A 22342-nucleotide genomic window follows, 5' to 3' on the forward strand; every position below is an offset into this window, starting at 1 on the left:
GGAGTTACGTGACCGCGAACCCGCTGGACATCGCCGAACTGCTGGAGGAATGGAACAACCACTCGACGCCGGAGTCCACTTCGACTGTCCCCGAGTTGTTCGCGGCCCAGTGTGTCGCCACCCCGAATCGGTGGCGGTGGTCCACGGCACCCGCAGCCTGACCTACCGCGAGCTGGCACAGCGGGTGTCGACATTGGCTCACGCATTACAGGCCCTCGATCCGCGGCCCGAGGCCGTGATCGCCGTCGGGGTCCCCCGCTCTGCGGAGATGGTGGTGTGTGTGCTTGCCGCGATGGTCGCCGGCGCCGCGTTCGTGCCGTTGGACCCCAGCTGGCCAATGCACCGCCGCAACCAGGTGCTGGCCGACTCGGGCGCGGTGGCTGCGTTGGTGTCCCGCGGCGACGACACCGAGTGGGATGTTCCCACCGTGGTGGTGGACCTGGACCGGTGGGCGTTCGACGACGGGCCCACGCGGACCGCGGAGATCCAGCCCGCCCAGTTGGCGTACGTCATCTTCACCTCCGGTTCCACCGGGAAGCCCAAAGGCGCGATGATCCGCCACGAAGCCATCGCCGAACGGCTGCTCTGGCAGCGTGATCAGATCCTGATGTTCGGCGGCGACGACGCCGCGCTGTTCAAAGCACCACTGTCCTTTGATATCTCGGTCAACGAGATCCTGTTGCCTCTCATCGCGGGCGGGCGGGTGGTGGTGGCCGACCCCGGTGGCGAGAAGGATCCCGACTACCTGCTCGAGCTGATCCACGCCCAGCGGGTGACCTTCGTCTATCTGGTGTCGTCGATGCTGGACACCCTCCTCGAGCTGGACCGTGCGGTCACCGACCAGGGGGCGCCCAGTGCGCTGGAGTCGCTGCGGCACGTCTGGTGCGGCGGTGAGGTGCTCACCCCCGGTCTGTTCGCCCGCTTTCGCCGCCAACTGACCACCACGCTCTATCACGGATACGGTCCGGCCGAAGCGACCATCGGGGTGTCGCATGTGATCTACCGGGACAACGCCGAACGCATCGCCACGTCGATCGGCAGACCCAACCCGCACACCCAGCTCTACGTCCTCGACGACAGCATGCAGCCGGTGCCACCTGGCGTCGGCGGCGAACTCTACGCTGCCGGTTTTCTGTTGGGTCGCGGATACGTCAATGCCGCAGCGCTGACCGCATCGCGGTTCGTGGCCAACCCCTTCGACCCCCACGGTGCACGTATGTACCGCACCGGCGATCTGGCGCGCTGGACCGACAGCGGGACACTGGAATTCCTGGGCCGTGCGGACAACCAGGTCAAGATCCGAGGCCGGCGCATCGAACTGGAGGAGATCGAATCCCAGCTCGCCGAACACCCGGCGATCCGGCAGGCCGTCGTCGACGTCCACCGCGACAACCTGGTCGGATACCTGGTCACCCACGACGGCCACACCGATGCTGCCGCCCTGCACACTCAGATCAGCCACTGGGCACACTCCAGGCTGCCCGACTACATGGTGCCCACGTGGTTCGTCGCACTCGAGACGGTACCGCTGACGCCCAACGGCAAAACCGACCGGCGCGCACTGCCCGCACCGCAGATTGCCGACACCGCGACCATCACCGCGCCGCGAACCCCGCGGGAGACACTGCTGTGCACGGCTTTCGCCGAGGCGCTGGACCTGGACGCGATCGGTGTGGACACCGACTTCTTCCACGCCGGCGGTGACAGCATCGTCGCCATCAAAGTGGTGAGCAAGCTGCGCGCTCAGGGGTTGTCGTTGCGCCCGCGGGACATGTTCACCCACCGCACCGCGGCGGCATTGGCTCCGCTGCTGGTACAGACCGAAGCGTCGGCACCGCCGACCATCGGCGCCACCGGCACCGCCGTGGCCACCCCGATTCTGCGTTGGCTCGCCGAGATCGACACCGCGCCGACCGGTTCGGCGCTGGACGGCTTCTTCCAGGGCATCGTGCTGCGCACGCCCGCCGACCTGACCGAAGAGGTGTTGCGCTCCACGCTGTCGGCGGCCGTCTCCCGGCATCCGGTGCTGTGGGCGGCCACCGGCGCCGACGCTGCGACACTGACCATCGCACCCGCGCCACCACCGCTCGCCTTGACCACCGTCACCATCAGCGACCGGGACATGGCCTCCGCGATAGGTGAACTACGAGACGACCTGGTCTCACTGTTGGATCCCGCGGCGGGGATCATGATCGGATTCGCCTGGGTACGAGTGCCTTCGGGACAGGGCCGTCTGCTTGTGATCGCCCATCACGTCGTCGTCGACGGGGTCTCTCTCCGAATTCTGGCCGACGACATCGCCGCCGCCCACCATGGCGTCCTGCCTGCCGAGGAGACGTCGTGGCGCGCCTGGGCAGCCGGGCTCACAGCGGCGACCGAGAGCGGGCAGTTCGACGCCGACCTGACCTACTGGGAACACACGTGCGCGGTGACCGAGACACCGTGGGGGAACCGACCACTGGATCCGGCTCTCGACACCGTGTCCACGGAACACCGCTGTACCGTCGAACTGCCGCCGCAGGTCAGCGAGGCCGTGCTGACCCGGGTGCCGCAACAGATCCACGGCCACGTCAACGATGCCATGGTGGCGGCGCTGTATCTGGCGCTGCGGCAATGGCGCCGTGACTCATACCCCGACGACATCAACCCCCACGACCTCGACCCTGATGCGCTGCTGATCGAGATGGAGGGCCACGGCCGCGAACCCCAATACGTCGGCGACGTGGATCTCTCCGGTACCGTCGGCTGGTTCACCACGTTGTACCCGGTAGCGCTGCGTGATCGCGACTTCGATTGGCGTGCAGCATCTTCGGGCGGTCCCGAACTGGGTGCGGCGGTGCGCTCCATCAAGGATCAGCTGCGCGCGGTCCCGTCGCACGGGCTCAGCTACGGTGCGCTGAGGTATCTGCTTGGGGCTCCGTTGAATTCAGCGCCGCAGGTACTGTTCAACTACCTCGGCCGATTCGACACCTCCCCGCGGGACTGGGGTGTCGCCGATGACACCCATGCCGTCCTGGAAGACCGCGATCCAGCCATGCCGTTGCCGCGGCTGTTGGAGGTCAACGCCGAAGCGGTGTCCTGCGGCTCCGACACGCTCCTGCGAGCGACGTTCAGCTGGCCTGCCGGTGCAGTGGCCGACGCCGACGTCGCCCGACTGGCCGACCTGTGGGCGCAGACACTGACCACCATCGCCACCTCCGAGGACGTCGCCGGCCACAGCCCCAGCGACTTCGCGGGCGTAGCGCTCTCCCCCGCCGACACCCTCGAACTCGAGCGCCGCTACCCAGGTCTGCGGGATGTGGTGCCGTTGACCTCGACACAGACCGGCATCTACTTCCACTCCACCTTCAACCGTCACCATGACCCCTATGTGGTGCAGCAGATCATCAACATCACCGGTCCCCTGGACCACGATCTGTTCCAACGGGCCACCGAGACCGTCGCCCGTCGCCACAACGCGCTGACCGCGGCCTTCACCACCATCGGCGACGGCACGCCGGTGGCGGTGTACGCAGGCGCGGTGGCACCGGACTTCGACGTGGTGGACGCCCGAGGGCACGCCGACCCGGACACCGTGGTGGCTCAGCGCGCCCGATACGAACGCGAACGCCGGTTCGATCTGGCTGCCCCACCGCTGACCCGCTACACCTTGGTGCGCCGTACCGACAACCTGCACACCATGATCCAGACGGTGCATCACATCGTGGCCGACGGCTGGTCGGTCCCGGTGGTGCTCGACGATCTGCTCACGGCGTACGCCGGCGACGATTTCGACAGTCCGGCCGCACAATTCGACAGATTCGTGGACTGGCAGCGGAGCCGGGGCCAGGAGCACGACGCTGACCGTGCCGCCTGGACACACATGCTGGCGGGGGTGGGCGAACCGACTCTGGTCTCGTCGGTCGACGGCGGCCGCAAGAGCTCCGGGTACGGCACTCGCCGCACCGATGCCGGGTCTCGGAACACGCTGGCCCAGGCGGCCTCTCGGATGTCGGTCACAGTCAGCACCCTGCTGCACGCCGCATGGGGTGTGACACTCGGGCGCCTCGCCGGTTGCGGCGACGTGCTCTTCGGCACCGTGGTGTCCGGCCGCGACGCCGACGTCGCCGGGATCGAATCGATGGTGGGTCTGCTGGTCAACACCATTCCGGTGCGGGTGCAGTGGTCGGCTGACCACACCGCGGCGCAGGTGGCCAGGGAACTGGCGGCACGGGAGTCAGCAGTGATGGAACACCATCATCTGCCGCTGGTCGACGCCCGCGAGATCGTCGGTGGCGACCAGCTGTTCGATTCGCTGATGGTGATCGAGAACCTGGGGTCGCAGGCCGGTCGCGGCGGCGAGATCACCTTCGGCGACATCGACGTCATCGAAGCCCCGCACTACCCCCTGACCGTCATGATCGCCGTTCACGACACGGTCAGCGTCACTGTCACCAATGACCGCAGCCAGGCCAGCGACACGTTCGCCGATGCGGTGACCGCCACCTTCCTGGAGGTACTGGCGGCCATGGTGCAGGACCCGTCGACTCCTTGCGGCCGCATCGAAGTGCGTGCACCCGAACAACTCTCTCCCGCCGCCTCGACGGGCACCGTGACCGAACTGCTGCGCGGTGCCGCCGACACCCATCACGACCTCACCGCACTGGTGGTCGGTGATACCCACGTCAGCTTCGCCGGTCTCGAGGCGAGGGCCCGCGCACTCTCGGCGCAACTGGCGGCCTTCGGGGTCCGGCACGGTGACATCGTCGCGCTGGCGCTGCCCCGCGGAGCGGATGCCGTGGCATCGATCTGGGCGACGCTGGCCGCCGGCGCGGCCTACCTCCCGCTGGATCTGTCGTACCCGCCGGCACGGCTGGAGTTCATGCTCAGCCACGCGCGTCCCGCGGTGGTGCTGGTGGACGGAACCACCGGTCTCGCTGTCCCTGCGGGGTCACAGGTGGTCGACGTCAACGCCGAAACTCCGGAACGCCCCGCCTGGCCGTCGGTCGACGTAGCGCCGCTGGATGCGGCGTCCGTGCTCTTCACGTCCGGCTCGACGGGTGCGCCCAAAGCCGTGGTGGGAACCCATGGTGCGCTGGCCAACCGCCTGTCCTGGGCCCGCGACCGATGGCCCGCCGCAACCCGGCTGGCCAAGAGTTCGCTGTCCTTCATCGACGGCACCACCGAGCTGTTGGCCGGGTTGGTGTCCGGGGCATGCACCATCCTGGCCGACGACTCCGCGGCCCGCGACGGCGCGCAGCTGGCCGGATTGGTACGCGAGCACGGGGTGACACAACTGCTGGCAGTGCCGTCGCTGGCAGCCATGCTGGTCGAGGAGCACCCTGACCACTTCGGGTCACTGAACCGCTGGATCGTCAGCGGTGAGGATCTGCGCACCACGCAACTGGCGCAGCTCGCACGCACCTGCCCGCAGGCCGCGGTGGTGAACTCCTACGGCTCCTCCGAGGTGACCGGGGACGTTCTCACCGCGGTGCAGTCATCGGGCGAGATCATCTTGGGCGCACCGGTTCCCGGTGCAGGTGTGCACATCCTCGACCGGACTCTGCGAACACTTCCCGACGGTGTGATCGGCGAGATCTACGTCTCCGGTTGCCAACTGGCCCGCGGCTACCTCAACGCCCCGGCCGCCACCGCAACACGTTTCGTCGCGGCCGCGGGCGGAGGCCGGCTGTACCGCACGGGCGACCTCGGTGCCCGCCTGCCCGACGGCAGCGTGGTCTTCGCAGGCCGCGCCGATGATCAACTGACGATCAACGGCCACCGGGTGGAACCCGGCGAGGTGGAAAGCGCGCTGCTCGAGCACAACGGTGTCCATGCGGCTGCCGTGGTGAGCGCCGGGTCGGGCCTCGCTGCATTCGTCACCGGCGACTGCGCCGACACCGCAGCGCTTCGCGCCATGCTTGTTGCACGGCTCCCCCGCCATCTGGTGCCGGCAACCATCCAGATGATCGACGCGATTCCGTTGCTGCCCAACGGAAAAAAGGACAGTGCGGCACTGCGCGCCTCCGTGCGACAGGACACCACGACCACCGCAGTAGCACCTGAAAACGAGGTGCAGCGGCTGATCGTGACCACCATGGCCGACGTACTGGGCCGACCCACGATGTCGGCCGACGCCGACTTCTTCGCCGCCGGTGGTGACAGCATCTCCGCCATCCGGCTCACCAGCCGGCTGGCCCGGGCAGGTTTACGCGTCACCACCGAGGACGTGTTCCGGCACCGAGACGCCTTCGGCCTGTCCACCGCTGCAACTGTGGACTCCGTCACCGCCGCCGCACCGATCCCCCGATTCGGGACCTCGCCCCTGTCCCCCGCTGCCACCTACCGGCTGGCGGAGGAACCAGACGTGGAGGACATCTGGGCGATGTCGCCTCTGCAGCAGGGGGTCTACTACCAGAGCACCCTGTCCGACGGCGCCGGAACCTACCTCGCGCAGAACATCTTCGACTTCGACCGACCGATCAGCATCCCCACCATGCGGATCGCCTTCGACGCTTTGCTGCGGCGCCATCCGCAGTTACGGGCCGGCTTCCACAGCATCGACGACGGTGACACCACCGCGCTGGCACAGGTGATCCGCCGAGTCGAGCACCCCGACATCCAGGTTGTCGACATCCGTGACGGGGACCCCGAAACTGCCCGTGCGGTCGTGGACACCGACCGCACGGCGCCCTTCGATCTGCGGCGCCCGCCGCTGCTACGGCTCACCGTCATCCGCATGCCGGGCGGGCGCGATCGCCTGTTGGTCACCTATCACTTCCTGCTGTTCGACGGTTGGTCCCGTGAGCTGGTGCTGCGGGAGTTGTTCGCGCTATACGGTTCTGCAGGCACCTCCGGGGCGGTGCCACCCCACAGTGAGCTGGTGGTGCAGTACCTGGACCGGTTGGCCGAGGGCGGAGAGGCCACCAGCGGCGCCGAGTCCGCCTGGCGCGCACTGCTGTCCGGGTGCGAGGAGCCGACACTGGCCAGCGGTGTGGAGCCCGGGCATCCCGACGCCGCCCCCGACACCGAACCCGGACGCATCGTCGCGACAGTGCCACCCGACGTCACGAGCCAGCTCAACGCCCTGGCCCAGCAGTTGGGCGTGACACTCAACGCGGTGGTGACCACCGCTGTGGCCGCGGTGACCGGCTACCACGCCGGTACCACCGACGTTCTGCTGGGCGCCACGGTCGCGGGCCGGCCCGGCGATCTGGTGGGCATCGACGAGACCATCGGCCTGTTCCTGAACACCGTCCCGGTCCGCGTCCGCCTGCGCGCCGCCGACACCGCGGCGTCGACCATGCGGACCGTCCACGACCAACGGCTCGCGATGCTGCGCCACGATCATCTCGGCCTGGGGCAGATCCAGCGCGCCGCAGGTGAAACCGGACGCGAACTGTTCGACACGTTGCTGGTCCTGCAGAACTTCCTCGACGACGACACATTCGCCGATCTGGAAGCCGACTACGGGATCGTGGGTGTGGACTATCACGACACCACCCACTTCCCTTTGACCTGGGTGCTGACGCCGGGGCGCGCGCTGAGCGTGAAACTCGAGTACCGGGTGATCGGTGACGCCCGAGCCCGCGAGATGGTCGACCAGTTGCTCGCCGTCCTCGCCGCGGTGGCCCGTGATCCGCACAGCGCCGCCGGTGCCCTGCCTCTGGTGGAAACGCAGCGTAGGAAGGAACTGGAAGCCCGCTGGTCCTCGACGGCCAGGCCGGTGGAAGCTGTCACCATCGCCGAGTTGTTGGCCCGCCAGGCGCAGCGACGACCGGACGACACGGCGTTGGTGTTCGGTGACCACCAACTGAGCTACGGCGACTTCGATGCCCGGGTGACCCGGTTCGCCCGCCTCCTGCAGGCCCGCGGTGCCACCGCGGAGTCCTTCGTCGCGTTGGCCTTGCCACGATCGGTCGACATGGTGGTGGCTCTGTTCGCCGTCCTTCGCGCCGGCGCCGCCTACCTTCCCCTGGAACTCGACCTGCCGAGCGAACGGTTACGGGCCATCGTCGACGACGCCCGCCCCACGCTGTTGGTGACCAGCTCTGCCGGCACCGAATTGGCTTGCCGTGCAGCAGGTTCGGGCATCGACGTGATCGCACTCGACGACCCCGCCACCGCAGAGCAGCTCAGAGCGTCCTCTGATGCACCGTTCGCCGAGGGCGGCGTGGACCTGCAGAACCCGGCCTACCTCATCTACACCTCCGGCTCCACCGGCCGCCCGAAGGGTGTGCTGACCCCGTACGCCGGTCTGACGAACATGTACTTCAATCACCTCGACACCATCTTCGCTCCGACGGTGCAACGCGCCGGGGGGCGGCAGGTCACCGTCGCGCACACCGTGTCCTTCTCGTTCGACATGTCCTGGGAAGAACTCTTCTGGCTGGTCGCCGGCCACTGCGTGCACATCTGTGATGAGGACCTACGCCGCGACGCCCCCGCCCTGGTGAACTACTGCGACCGCCACCGCGTCGACGTGGTGAACGTGACGCCGACCTACGCCCACCACCTCCTGGATGCCGGACTGCTGGACGGGCACGCACCGGTGCTGGTGCTGCTCGGAGGTGAGGCAGTGGGAGACCACGTCTGGAGTACCCTGCGCGAACACCCGTCGTCGGCGGCGTACAACCTGTACGGGCCCACCGAGTACACCATCAACACCCTCGGCGGCGGCACCGATGACAGCGTGACACCGACTGTCGGACAACCCATCTGGAACACCCGGGCGTACATCCTGGACTCGGCATTGCGCCCTGCGCCCGACGGCTCGGCCGGCGAGTTGTACATCGCCGGCAGCGGGCTGGCCCGCGGTTACCACCGACGCACCGGGCAGACTGCGGCAACCATGGTCGCCGACCCGTTTGTCGCCGGCGGCCGAATGTACCGCACGGGAGATCTGGTCCGCCGGCGCGGCGACGGGCATCTGGATTTCCTGGGCCGCGCCGACGATCAGGTGAAGATCCGCGGTTACCGGGTGGAGCCCGGTGAGGTGGCCGCCGTGCTCGAGACCGCGCCCGGGGTGGCCCGGTGCGCCGTGGTAGTCCGCAGTGTCGACTCCACTCCGCCGTCGAAAACTCTGGTCGCCTACGTGATTCCGCAGACGCTGCCCGCCGACGGCGGCGAGTTCGTGATGCGGCTGCGTGACCATCTGGCAGCGATGTTGCCCAGCTACATGGTGCCCACCCGGTTCGCTGTGGTGTCGACGCTGCCCTTGACCGTCAACGGCAAGCTGGATGTCGCGGCACTTCCGGAACCGGTGGCCGCCAGTCGAGGCACGGCTCGTGCACCGCGAACCCCCGCGGAGCAGATCCTGCTGGAGGTGGTGGCCTCCGTGCTGGGTGTCACCGACATCGGCGTCGACGATGACTTCTTCACCCTCGGCGGTGACAGCATCTCGTCGATCGCGGTGTGTGGGCGGGCCCGCAAAGCTGGTCTGCAACTCACTCCGCGCGACGTGTTCCGCCGCAGAACCATTGCGGCGTTGGCCGCGGCGGCCGCGCTGGAGGACATGCCACAGGTCTTCGCCGACAGTGGGGTCGGCGAGATCACCGCCACCCCGATGCTGGCGGAGACGGTTGCCGCCGGGACCCCGCTGGACAACTTCTACCAGTCGATGGTGTTGGCCACCCCGCCCGACCTCACCGCCGCCCACTTGGATGTGGTGCTGGGTGCCGTGATCGCCACGCACGCCATGCTGCGGGCGAAGCTGGACCGCCGTGACGACACCTGGACTCTGGTGGTGCCCGAAAGCATGGCCGGCACTGTCGAGGTCACCCGCGGAGTTCTGGACGAGCACACCATCGATGCCGCCACCGGTTCGGCGGCGGCCGACCTGGCCCCGGACGCCGGCGTGATGATGAGAGCGGTCTGGGACCCCGAGAACTTCCGGCTGCTGCTGGTGATCCACCACCTGGTGGTCGACGGGGTGTCGTGGCGGATCATCGGCGAGGATCTGGCCCGCGCCTGGGATGCAGTGACCAGCGGGGGCGACGCGCGCCTCGACGATGTGCCGACGTCGTTCCGGACCTGGGCGAACACCCTGGTGCAGAAGGACTTCAGTGGTGAAGCCGACTACTGGAACGGTGTTCTGGACACCGAGGACCCCGACCTGGGGCGGCGACCGTTGGATCCCGACACGGACACCGCGGCCACCGTGCGTTCACACCGGGTCACTCTGCCCGCCGATGTCAGTTCCGCGCTGCTGTCCGCTGTGCCCGCCGCCATGCACGGCGGGGTCAACGACGTTCTGCTGACGGCGTTCTCGCTGGCACTGGCCCAGTGGCGCGCAGACCGCGGCCACGAGGCACGGACTGCACTGCTGAACCTGGAAGGCCACGGTCGCGAATCCGAGGAACTGGACCTGTCCCGCACCGTCGGCTGGTTCACGGCCATCTACCCGGTACGGCTGGAACCCGGGCAACTGACCTGGTCCGAGGTGCTGGCCGCTGGCGAACAATTGGCGACCTCGGCCAAAGCGGTCAAGGAACAGTTGCGGGCGATACCGAACGCGGGGCTGGGCTACGGGGTGCTGCGGTACCTGAGAGACCCGGCGGCTGTCCGCGGCCCGGCACCACAGATCCTGTTCAACTACCTGGGGAGGTTCGCCGGCGGCAGCGGACGGCCCTGGCAGCCGGTGGCTGGAGTCGGCGCCCTGCGGGAAGGGGTCGACCCGGCCAATCCTGCTGTTGCACTGGAGATCAACGCTCTGGCCGAGGACACTGCCAACGAGACCACGCTGAGTGCGACACTGGCCTGGCCGTCGGGTCTGTTCGACGCAGCAGACGTCGAGTCACTGGCGGTGCTGTGGGTCGAGGCGTTGACCGCCCTGACGCGCTGTGACGCACTGCGTGGTCACACCCCCGCCGATTTCCCGCTGCTGCACCTGACTCAGGCCGATCTCGACGAGTGGGAACGTGACGGTGGCGTCGAGGAGGTGCTGCCGCTGCTTCCGCTACAGGAGGGCATGTACTTCCACAACGTGCTGGCCACCGGGGAAGACGAAGACACCTACCGGGTGCAGCAGATCGCCGAGCTGTGCGGACCGGTTCAGCCTCAGGTGCTGCGCGACAGCATCCTGGCGGTGCTGCGCAGGCACCAAGGTCTGCGTGCCGGATTCCGGGAGCGCCACGACGGCGGTTTGGCCCAGGTGATCTGGTCGGAGCCTGCGCTGGAATTCGACGTCCTCGACGGTGAACTGCACACCGTTGCGCAGCAACAGCTCAACCGTCCCTTCGATCTTGCCCGGCCACCTCTGGTGCGCTATGCGCTGGTGACCGTCGCGCCCGATGAGCACCGCCTGATCCAGACCATGCATCACATCGTCGCCGACGGCTGGTCCTACCCGGTGATCTTCAGCGACATCGTGACGCACTACAACAGCGTGGTACGCGGCAGTGCGGGCCTGCGGCCCTTGCCGGTGACGTTGCGCGATCACATCGAGTCGGTGGTCGGCGCGGACCGCGACACTGCCCGGCGGGTCTGGTCGGAGGCGCTGGCAGGTGCCAGGGCGTGCACCCTGCTGCCGACCGACACAACCACCGTCGGGGAGCACCGCAGCAGCGTGCGCCACCTGTCCCCCACCGTCACCTCTGCCCTCACCCGCGTTGCGCGTGAGAACGGTCTGACCTTGAGCACCGTGGTGCACGGCGCCTGGGGGCTGGTGCTCGGTCGGCTGCTGGGCCGACGCGACGTGATGTTCGGATCAACCGTGTCCGGCCGCGGCGGCCGGTTGGAAGGCACCGAATCCATTGTCGGACTGCTGATCAACACCATCGCGGTGCCGATGCGCTGGGAACAGGACTGCACTGTCGTGTCGGTGCTGGCCGACCTGCAGGAGCGGCAGACCGCGTTGCTCGACGCCCAGCACGTGGGACTGGCCGAGCTGGCTCGCCTCAGCGGGGTGCGGGATCTGTTCGACACCATGGTGGTGGTCGAGAACTTCCCGTCCGTCAGTACACCAGCCGAGGACCCCGACAGCCTGACCTACCGCGGGTTCACCGGCTCAGATGCCCCGCACTACCCGGTGTCTCTTGTCGCCTACCTCGACGAGCAACTGACCATCGAGATCAAGTACGACACCTCCCGGTCGTCCCAGACGCAGGCAGGCGTGTTCGCCGAGCGGGTGGAGCTGGTACTGAGCGCTTTCGCCGAGCGGCCCGACCTTCCGGTCGGCCGTCTCGAGGTGCGCACCGCACCCGAGCGGGAGATGGAGTCGGACGCGGTGTCGCTGCCCGGGCCGCACCGGACCATTGCCGATAGCTTCGCCGAAGTGGTTGGCCTGCACCCGAATTCCGTGGCGCTGCGCTGCGGCGACACCGAGTTGACCTATGCGGCCCTTGACCAGCGGGCATCCGCCGTCGCCGCGGGCCTGGTGGAGCGTGGAGTGCGCCCCGAAGCCCGGGTGGCGGTGGCGCTGCCACGTTCGGTTGATCTCATCGTGGCCATCATTGCGGTGATCAAGGCCGGCGGCACCTACGTGCCCGTCGACACCGCCTCTCCGACAGCACGGCTGCGGCATATTCTCACCGATGCACGCCCCGTCTGTGCCCTGGTGGACCGGCCGGACCGCCTCGACGACGCCGCCCCTGCCGGAACGCCGATGCTGGTGCTGGCGGAGTTGAACACACCGACGGCATCCTCACCGGAACCGCAACTGCATCCCGACCACAGCGCCTACGTCATCTACACCTCCGGTTCAACGGGTGCGCCCAAGGGCGTCACCGTCACCCACCGCGACGTTGCCGCCCTGTTCCGCGTCACCGAAGGGCCGCTGTTCGACATCGGTCCCGACGACGTGTGGACGATGTTCCATTCGGCGGCCTTCGACTTCTCCGTCTGGGAACTGTGGGGGGCGCTGCTACACGGCGGGCGCCTTGTCGTGGTGCAGGACACCGTGGCACGGGATCCCGAACAGTTCCTCGAACTGCTGGAGCGTGAACGCGTAACGGTGCTGAACCAGACGCCCTCGGCGTTCTATCCCCTGATCGACGCCGACCGACAACTTCGACCCTCTTTGGCACTGCGGTATGTGGTGTTCGGCGGGGAAGCCCTGGACACCACCCGCTTGGCCCGGTGGTATCAGCGACACGACGCACAATCACCGCAGCTGGTCAACATGTACGGCATCACCGAAACCTGCGTCCACGTGTCGCTGCGGGCACTGCTGCCCGAGGACACCCGCAACTCCGCCAGCGTGATCGGGCGGCCCCTGCCCGGCCTGCAGATCCACGTCCTCGACGATGCGCTGCAGCCCGTACCGGCCGGTGTGGTCGGTGAGATCTACGTTGCCGGTGGTCAACTCGCACGCGGTTACCTGGACAAGCCCGCCCTGACCGCAACGCGTTTTGTCGCCGACCCGTTCCACGCCGGTCAGCTGCTCTACCGCAGCGGCGACGCCGCGATGTGGACGGACACCGGTGAACTCGTTTACGTCGGGCGAACCGATCAGCAGGTGAAGGTGCGGGGCTACCGCATCGAACTGGGCGACGTCGAATCCGCCCTGGCTGCCGTTCCCGGCGTTGTGAATGCCGCTGCCGCGGTGCGCCAGGATGATTCGGGGCGCACCAGGCTGGTCGGGTACCTGGTCGGCGATCGGCTTGACACCTCGAGCGTGCGTGCCGAGCTGGAGCAGCACCTGCCCGGCTACATGGTGCCGTCGGCTCTGGTGGTGCTGGAGCGGCTGCCGCTGACGGTCAACGGCAAGCTGGATCGCGGCGCACTCCCCGATCCTGCTGACCGACCGGCGAATGCCGAGCCGGTTGCCGGCGGCGTCGCAGCACAGATCGCGCAGTTGTGCACGGAGATCCTGCGCACCGAGGTGAACGTCTCGGATGACTTCTTCGGCGCCGGAGGCGACAGCATCGTCGCGATCCAGTTGGTGAACCGGGCGCGGCGACTGGGCCTGCGGATGACCCCGCAGGACGTGTTCACCCACCGCACCCCCGCCGCGTTGGCCGCCACCGCCGCCGCTGCCGACCACCCCGACACCGACGCCGGCCAAGACAACGGCGAGGTGATGCTGACGCCGATCGTGGCGCGCCTGGCCGAACTCGGCGGCACGATCGACCGGTTCAACCAGACCGAACTGCTGCTCACCCCGGCAGGAGCCGTCGGAGCACATCTCGACGCGGCGTTGACGGCACTGACCCGACGCCACGACGCCCTGCGTCTGCGCCTGCAGCGACCGGTGCCGATGTTGTGGTCACTGGAGATCACGGGAAGCGACTCTGTTTCACTGCTACAGCTGGATGCTCGGCACTGTGACGACGACGAGTTGCGCGAGCTCATCGCGATACAGTCCGACGAGGCGGCGACACGACTGGACCCGGAGGCCGGGCCGATGCTGCAGGCGGTGTGGTTCGACCGCGGGCCGCAACTGCGTGGCCGGCTGCTGTTGGTGGTGCACCATCTGGCTGTCGACGCGGTGTCGTGGCAGATCCTCGTCGACGATCTGGCACAGGCCTACGCCGACATCGCGGCAGGGCGGCCACCGGCGCTCGATCCGGTGCCGACCTCACTGCGTCACTACGCCAGGATGGTCAATGAGAATGCCCTGCAGGCGGCCCGCCTGGCCGAATTCGAGCGCTGGACAGCAACACTGGCACCCGGTGGTGAACTGGTCGAGGGAGCCTCTGCCACCGGGCTGACCGTGGGCGACACCCGCGATCACGAGGTCACGCTCACCACAGCGCAGACCGTGGCGCTGCTGACCGCCGATGTCACCGAAACCCTGGTGACGGCGGTGATGCTGGCGGTGCAGCGGTGGCGGGACAGTCGCGGTGTCACGGCCGCTCCCCTGGTGCTCGATGTCGAGCGACACGGTCGCGACGGCTGGACCGAGATGGACCTGTCTCGCACCGTGGGCTGGTTCACGGCCATAACACCGGTTCGCCTGCCCGCCGACGCCGGCTGCGTGGGGCAGACCGCACTGAACACGGTGAAGGAGTCGTTGCGCCAGATGCCCGATGGCGGGCTCGGTTTCGGACAGTTGCGGTACAACAACCCCCGCACTGCCGCCGCCCTCGGCCGGTTCGCGCCACCACAGCTGTTGTTCAACTACCTGGGCCGCTCGACGAGTGACGCCGACGCCGACTGGCACACAGCTCCTGAAAGTGCCGCGCTGCGAGTGGCGCCGGACCCGGATCTGGGCACACCGTATGTGCTCGAGATCAATGCCCACACCGAGGACTCCGTTGCCGGGCCGCGGCTGCGCGCCACGTTCACCTACGTCGACGGCCAGCTCGACGACGCGGATGTCGCCGACCTGGCGGACGCGTGGGTCCAGGCGCTGATCGAGCTGGGTGAGGTGTCGAATGCCGACGGAAAGGTGCTCACGCCGTCGGATCTGCCGCTGGTGTCGCTGACCCAGGCGCAGATCGACGGCATCTGTGCGGTAGCCGACGGCGCCGAGGACATCTGGCCGTTGTCGCCGCTGCAGGAGGGGGTGTACTTCCAGGCCCGGTACGCCGATGCCGCGGTGTACGTGGTGCAGAATGTGTTCGACTTCGCCGACCCTGTGGACGTCACAGCCCTGAGCACCGCCTTCCGTTCCGTCATGCGTCGAAACCCAGTGCTGCGCTGCGGCTTCCATGCCGATGATCTGCCGTATCCACTGGCTGTGGTCACGGCCGATCCGGTGTGCACCCCGCAGGTGGTGGATCTCTGCGACCTCGAGGGCGACGAGCTGGAACATGCCGTGCTCCAGCACACCGGCGATGACAGATTGCGCACCTTCGACCTGGCCCGGCCACCGCTGGCCCGGTTCACGGTGCTGCGTACCGGTCGGGGTGACCGGCTGATCTTCAGCTACCACTTCCTGTTGCTGGACGGCTGGTCGCGGGAGCAACTGTTGCGGGAGCTGTTTGCCGACTACACCGCGGCCAAGGCCGGCACTGTTTGCGAGCTGCCCACTCCCACAGCCGGATTCACCGACTACTTGCGCTGGCTGGCCGGCCGGGACCGCGCCGAGTCGGCACGGATGTGGGCTGCCCGCCTGGATGGGCTCAGCGCACCAACCCTGCTGATCCCCGAGGCTGTGGGCAGTGCACCCACCCTGGCGTCACGTCTGGAGTTCATCCTCGGCGACACCGAAACCCGGCTACTGACACAGCGGGCCCGCTCGGTCGGGGTCACCCTCAACGCCGTCATCGGCACTGCGTTGGCCCTGGTGCTCGGGTACGAATCAGGCAGCGACGATGTCGTTTTCGGATCAACCGTGGCCGGTCGTCCCACCGAGGTGGACGGGATCGACAGCGTCATCGGGCTTTTCCTCAACACGGTGCCCACCAGATTGCGGTTGTCCGCGGACCGCACCACCGCCGACGTCATGCGCGATCTCCAGTCCGACCGGCCGGCTTTGATGGACCATGAATACCTGGGGCTCGGTGAGATCCAACGGGCGGCGGGCAGTGACAACCGGCCGCTGTTCGACAGCCTGTATGTGCTGCAGAACTTTTTGGACGACGACACTTTCACGGACATGGAGGCCGAACACGGCATCGTCGGCCACGATTCCGTGGACGCGTCACACTATCCACTGACCTGGGTGGCATCACCCGGGCGACGGCTGTGGGTGAAACTGGAGTATCGGCCCGACGTGGTGGCCCAAGCCCACGCGCAGCGGCTCCTGGATCGACTCCAGCAGGTGTTGCTCCATCTGGCCCACCATGACACCGCACTGGCCGCGGTACCCATGGTGCTGCCGCGAGAGCGTGCCGAACTGGTTGCACTTGCGCAGTCCGCCGAGCACCCGCTGCCGCAGGCCACGGTGACCGATCTGTTGGAGGCGCAGGTCGGGCTGTCGGCAGACCTGCCCGCACTGGTGTGCGGGCAAGACAGCGTCGACTACGCCGAACTGCAACGTCGAGTCGATCAGCTGGCCTGGATTCTGCGTGATCGCGGTGTCGGCGTGGATACCACTGTGGGCCTGGCGATCCCACGGTCGATCACCGCCGTGGTGGCGCTGTTTGCGGTGTTGCGGGCAGGTGCGGCATATCTGCCGCTGGAACTCGACTACCCCGACGAGCGGCTGGCGGTGATGCTCGCCGACGCTCGTCCGACCTACGTGTTGACCACTGCGCAGGTCGGCGCCCGACTGGATGGACTGGTTCCCACCGGATGCGCGGTGGTGTCCGTGGACGACCTCCCAGGCCTGGAGGGGCACCTCACCTGGGATGGCCGGTCCCCCGAACTCGACGACCCCGCCTACGTCATCTACACCTCGGGGTCCACCGGCACCCCCAAAGGTGTGGTCACCGGTCACCGCGGTCTGACCAACATGCACCTCAACCACCGCGAGGCGATCTTCGTCCCCGCCATCACCAAGGCGGGCGGGCGCCGGCTGCGGATCGCCCACACCGTCTCGTTCTCCTTCGACATGTCATGGGAGGAACTGCTGTGGCTCATCGAGGGACATGAGGTCCACATCTGCGACGAGAATCTGCGCCGTGATGCCACCGCGCTGGTGAAGTACTGCCATGAGCACGAGATAGACGTCATCAACGTCACCCCCAGTTACGCGGCGCTGCTGATCGAACAGGGCCTGCTGGACGCCGACGGTCATCCGCCGGTGCTGGTACTGCTGGGCGGCGAGGCGGTGTCGACGTCAGTGTGGGATCGGCTGCGCAGCAGCGACACCAGTTACGGCTACAACCTCTACGGTCCTACCGAATACACGATCAACACCCTGGGTGGTGGCACCGATGACAGTGCAACTCCGACTGTCGGACAACCCATCTGGAACACCACGGCGCTGATCCTGGACAGCTGGCTGCGCCAGGTGCCCGACGGTGTCCCGGGCGAGTTGTACATTGCCGGGGCCGGGCTGGCCCGTGGCTACCTGCGGCAACCGGCATTGACGGCGGGCAGGTTCGTGGCCAACCCGATCTCCGGCGGCCGCATGTACCGCACCGGCGATCTGGTGTGCCGCAGGGCAGACGGGAACATCGACTTCCTGGGCCGCACCGACGACCAGGTGAAGATCCGTGGCTACCGGGTGGAACCAGGGGACGTGCAAACGGTGTTGACCGCACACCCCGGAGTCGCCAGCGCTGCGGTGATAGCGCGACCGGACCCGACCCGCCTGATCGCCTATGTGGTGCCTGCCGCCCAGTGCACCGCCGACCTCGTCGCCGACGTCCGCAACCACGCGAAGAGACATCTACCCGGCTACATGGTGCCCTCGGCCATCGGCGTGGTGGACGCGCTTCCCCTGACTGCCAACGGCAAACTCGACGTCCGGGCGCTGCCCGACGTCCAACCGTCCAGCAGGGACACCCGGTCACCGGCATCTGCGCACGAGGAAATGGTGTGCGGACTGTTCTGCGATCTCCTCGGAGTCAAGACAGTGGGCGCCGAGGACGATTTCTTCGAACTGGGCGGGCACTCGCTGCTGACCATCCGGCTGATCAACGGGATCCGCGCCGCCTCCGGGGCGGAGCTCACCCTGCCGGAGGTGTTTGACGCGCCGACGCCGGCCGAGCTGGCTGCGCTGGTATCGCAACGGTCGAGCGCAACGCGTCGCCTGCCGTTGGTCGCGGGACCGCGTCCTGCGCAGATCCCGGTCTCGCCCGCGCAGGCACGGATGTTGGTCCTGGACCGGATCGGCGGCACCGGCGCCGCGTACAACTATCCGCTGGTGTTCAGGGTGCGGGGGCATCTGGACCTGGAGGCATTCCGGGCTGCGGTGGGCGACGTGGTCGATCGACACGAGGTGTTGCGCACCGTGTTCGCCGACGAGGACGAGACCTTGCTGCAGCGGATCCTTCCCCCGGGCACCCGGCCGCCGTTCCGGGTGCAGGCCTGTGACGCGGAGCTGGTGGCGCAGCAAGTGAGCGCAGCGGTGGCCCACCGGTTCGACCTGGCAACCGAAATCCCGATTCGGGTCGAGGTTCTGGAAGCCGGGCCCGATGACCACACGGTCGTGATCCTGCTGCACCACATCACCACCGACGAATGGTCGGACACCCCACTCCTGGCCGACCTGGACCGCGCCTACCGAAGCAGGGCCGCCGGAGCGGACCCGCAACTGCCGCCGCTGCGCGTGCAGTACGCCGATTACTCGCTGTGGCTACGCGACATGTCCACGCACAACCAGATGGGGTTCTGGCGTGACACTTTGGCCGATGCTCCCGACGAACTGGCGCTGCCGACCGACCGGGACCGTCCGGCACTGCCCAGCGGATCCGGTGGCACCGTCCACGTCGACCTATCGGAGGCCACTGCCACCGGAGTCCGCACCCTGGCCGTAGCGCGGCAACTGAGTCCGCTCATGGTGCTGCACGCAGCGGTAGCGCTGCTGTTGCACCGGCTGGGCGCGGGTGAGGACATCGTGGTGGGGACGCCGGTGGCCGGACGGTCCGAGTCGGCCCTGGACGAGGTGATCGGACTGTTCGTCAACACCGTGGTGCTGCGGTGCGACGTGTCCGGCAACCCGACCATCGAGGATCTGCTGTCCCGTGTGCGCGAGGCCGACCTGGCGGCGTTCGCGCATCAGGAGGTGCCGTTCGAGCATCTGGTGGAAGCACTGAACCCGCCACGCGTCGCCGGCCGCAATCCACTGTTCAACGTGTTCGTCGGCTATCACCGCGACACCGGTCAGGACACCGCACTGTTCGGCCTGGACACGACGTGGCAGGAGCCTGCGGTCACCGCCGCGATGTTCGACCTCGGTTTCACGCTGGTCGACGGTCCCGCCGGGGCGACGGTGATGGCCGAATACAGCTCCGACCTGTTCGACGAGGCCAGTGTGCGGACGCTGGCAGGTCGGTTGGTGTCCGTGCTGGACCAGGTGGTACGCGCTACGACACGACGGGTCAGCACCGTGGACGTGCTGTTGGATGACGAATTACGCACCGTGACAGTCGATTACAACAACACCAGCCATCCCGTTCCTCCGGCGGATCTGGCGGCGGCGGTGCACAGGCAGGCGCAATCGAGGCCGGCGGCCACGGCGGTGATCTTCGACGGGGAACAGCTCGACTACACCGAACTCGACCGGTGGTCGGATCAACTGGCGGCACGCCTGCTCGACGCCGGAGACCACGCTGTGATCGGGGTGGCGCTGCCTCGCTCACTGGAGCTGGTGGTGGCACTGCTCGCGGTGGCCAAGACCGGCGCGGCGTTCCTGCCGCTGGACCCGGAGTATCCACCGGAACGGTTGCGCCACATGATCGACGACGCACGTCCTGCGATGGTGGTCGACGACACCGCGCAGGTTCGGGCGGCGCGGGCCGACCCCCATCGCCGGCCGGAACGAGTGGTGGACCCGTCGTCGTGGGCGTATGTCCTCTACACCTCCGGCTCCACCGGCAAACCGAAAGGCGTGGCGGTGCCGCATGCCGGCATCACCAATCGGATCGCCTGGTTGCAGCACGCCTACCCGTTGTCCGGTGAGGATCGGATGCTGATGAAGACGCCCATCGGGTTCGACACCTCGGTGTGGGAGGTGTTCTGGCCGCTGAGCGCGGGCGCCACGCTGGTGGTGGCACAACCCGGTGGCCACCGTGACCCGCGTTATCTGGCCGATGTCATTGCCGATCAACAGGTCACGGCCGTCGACTTCGTGCCGTCGATGCTGGAGCTGTTCCTCGACGACCTCGACGTCGGCAGGTGCGCGTCACTGACCCGGGTGACGGTGGGCGGTGAAGCACTCTCCGACGAGCTGGCGCGCCGGTTCACCGCGGTGTTCGGTGACGAGGTGGCGCTGCACAACCTCTACGGCCCCACCGAGGCGTCGGTGGACGTACTGGGCTGGACCGCCGACGGTGGCCCGGTGGCGCTCGGGAGGCCGGGCTGGAACGTCCGAGCGCACGTGCTGGACCGCTACCTTGAGCCGGTTCCGCCCGGGACAACGGGTGAGCTGTACCTCGCGGGTGTGCAGCTGGCCGACGGGTACCTGAACCAGAATGCGTTGACCGCCCAGCGGTTTGTGGCTGATCCATTCGGCAGCGGGTCCCGGCTGTACCGCACAGGTGACGTGGTGCGGTGGCGCAACGACGCGCAGTTGGAGTACCTGGGGCGCTCCGACGACCAGATCAAACTGCGCGGGGTGCGGATCGAGCCGGGCGAGATCGAGGCCGTGCTGGGTACTCACGCCGGTGTCGCGTCGGCGCGGGTGACGGTGCGCGACGACCGGCTCGTGGCGTACTACACCACAACCGGAATCCACTGCAGCCCCCAGGAATTGCGCGTTCACGCCACTGCGTCACTTCCCGGCCACATGGCACCTTCGGCGTACGTCGAGGTGGCGCAGTTCCCGCTGACTCCCAACGGAAAGCTGGATCGCAAGGCGCTGCCGCCGCCGCGGCCGCAGCGCGCCGACTCCGTCGCGGGCACCCACCGGCAACAGCGATTGTCCGCGGTGTTCGCAAAGATCCTCGGGGTCGACTGGGTTGGTCTGGACGACGACTTCTTCACCCTCGGTGGGCACTCTCTGCTGTTGGTTCGCCTGGCCGCGGCCCTGCGCCGTGAGTTCGGCGCCGAGATCTCGGTGGGTGAGTTGATGATGGCCGCCACTGTCCGCGCCGTCGAGGCAAGGCTGGCCGGCGCCGGATCGGAGGCCGACAGTCTGGCACCGGTGCTGCCGCTGCGCACCGGAGGTTCAGCGCCACCACTGTTCTGCGTGCACCCGGCCAGCGGATTGAGCTGGCAGTTCTCCGGCCTCAAACGGCATCTGCCGCAGTCCATCCCGCTGTACGGACTGCAGTCGCCGCTGTTCTCCGGCACAGCACTGCCGGACAGCATCGACGAACTGGCCGCCCAGTACGCCGACACCGTGCACCTGATCAGCCCCACAGGACCCATCCGGCTGCTGGGCTGGTCGTTCGGCGGCGCGCTGGCGGTGTTGATCGCCGCCGAACTCGTGGCACGCGGGCGCGATGTCAGCTGGGTCGGCATGCTGGATGCCCGCACCGACGTGGCCCCCGAGACGGAGTTCGATCCCGAGCAAGTGCTGGCCGGGCTGATGCGCGAGATGGGGTTCCGGGTGGCCGCAGGTACCCGGCTGTCGGTGGCAGAGGCGGTGCGGTTGGTGCGCGACAGCGATGATGCGATCGGCTTTCTGGACGACGATCAGATAGCGCTGGTGATCCAGAACTACGTCGCAGCCGAGCGGCTCACGGCCGCAGCCGACTACAGAACCTACAGCGGTGACGTCTTCTTCGTCGACGCCACCGTGATGGAGCTGGACCTCCACGGAGTCGCCTCACACGGATGGGCCCAGCATCTGACCGGCCGGGTGCGGGTGCTGCCACTGGAGTGCGGACACTCCGAGCTGCTGGACGCGGCCATCCTGGAACAGCTGGGCCCGGTGATCGCCGAGGAGCTCACATGAGCATATCGACTACTGCACAACACATTC

The 22342-nt window shown here is 67.9% G+C and carries 2 protein-coding genes; both read left to right on the forward strand.

What is annotated here, in order from left to right; translation table 11 throughout:
• The first annotated feature begins 8 nt into the window (after positions 1-8).
• The gene (locus BVC93_RS34225) at positions 9-161 is read left to right on the forward strand and encodes a hypothetical protein (RefSeq protein WP_236950149.1); all 153 of its coding nucleotides are present in this window, start codon (positions 9-11) and stop codon (positions 159-161) included.
• Positions 131-22315: a non-ribosomal peptide synthetase gene (locus tag BVC93_RS27630; RefSeq protein ID WP_236950150.1), complete on the forward strand. Its 22185-nt coding sequence runs from the start codon at positions 131-133 to the stop codon at positions 22313-22315. Before BVC93_RS34225 ends, BVC93_RS27630 begins: the two co-directional genes overlap by 31 nt.
• Positions 22316-22342: the final 27 nt, after the last annotated feature.

It is taken from the genome of Mycobacterium sp. MS1601, assembly GCF_001984215.1.
Lineage (GTDB): Bacteria > Actinomycetota > Actinomycetes > Mycobacteriales > Mycobacteriaceae > Mycobacterium.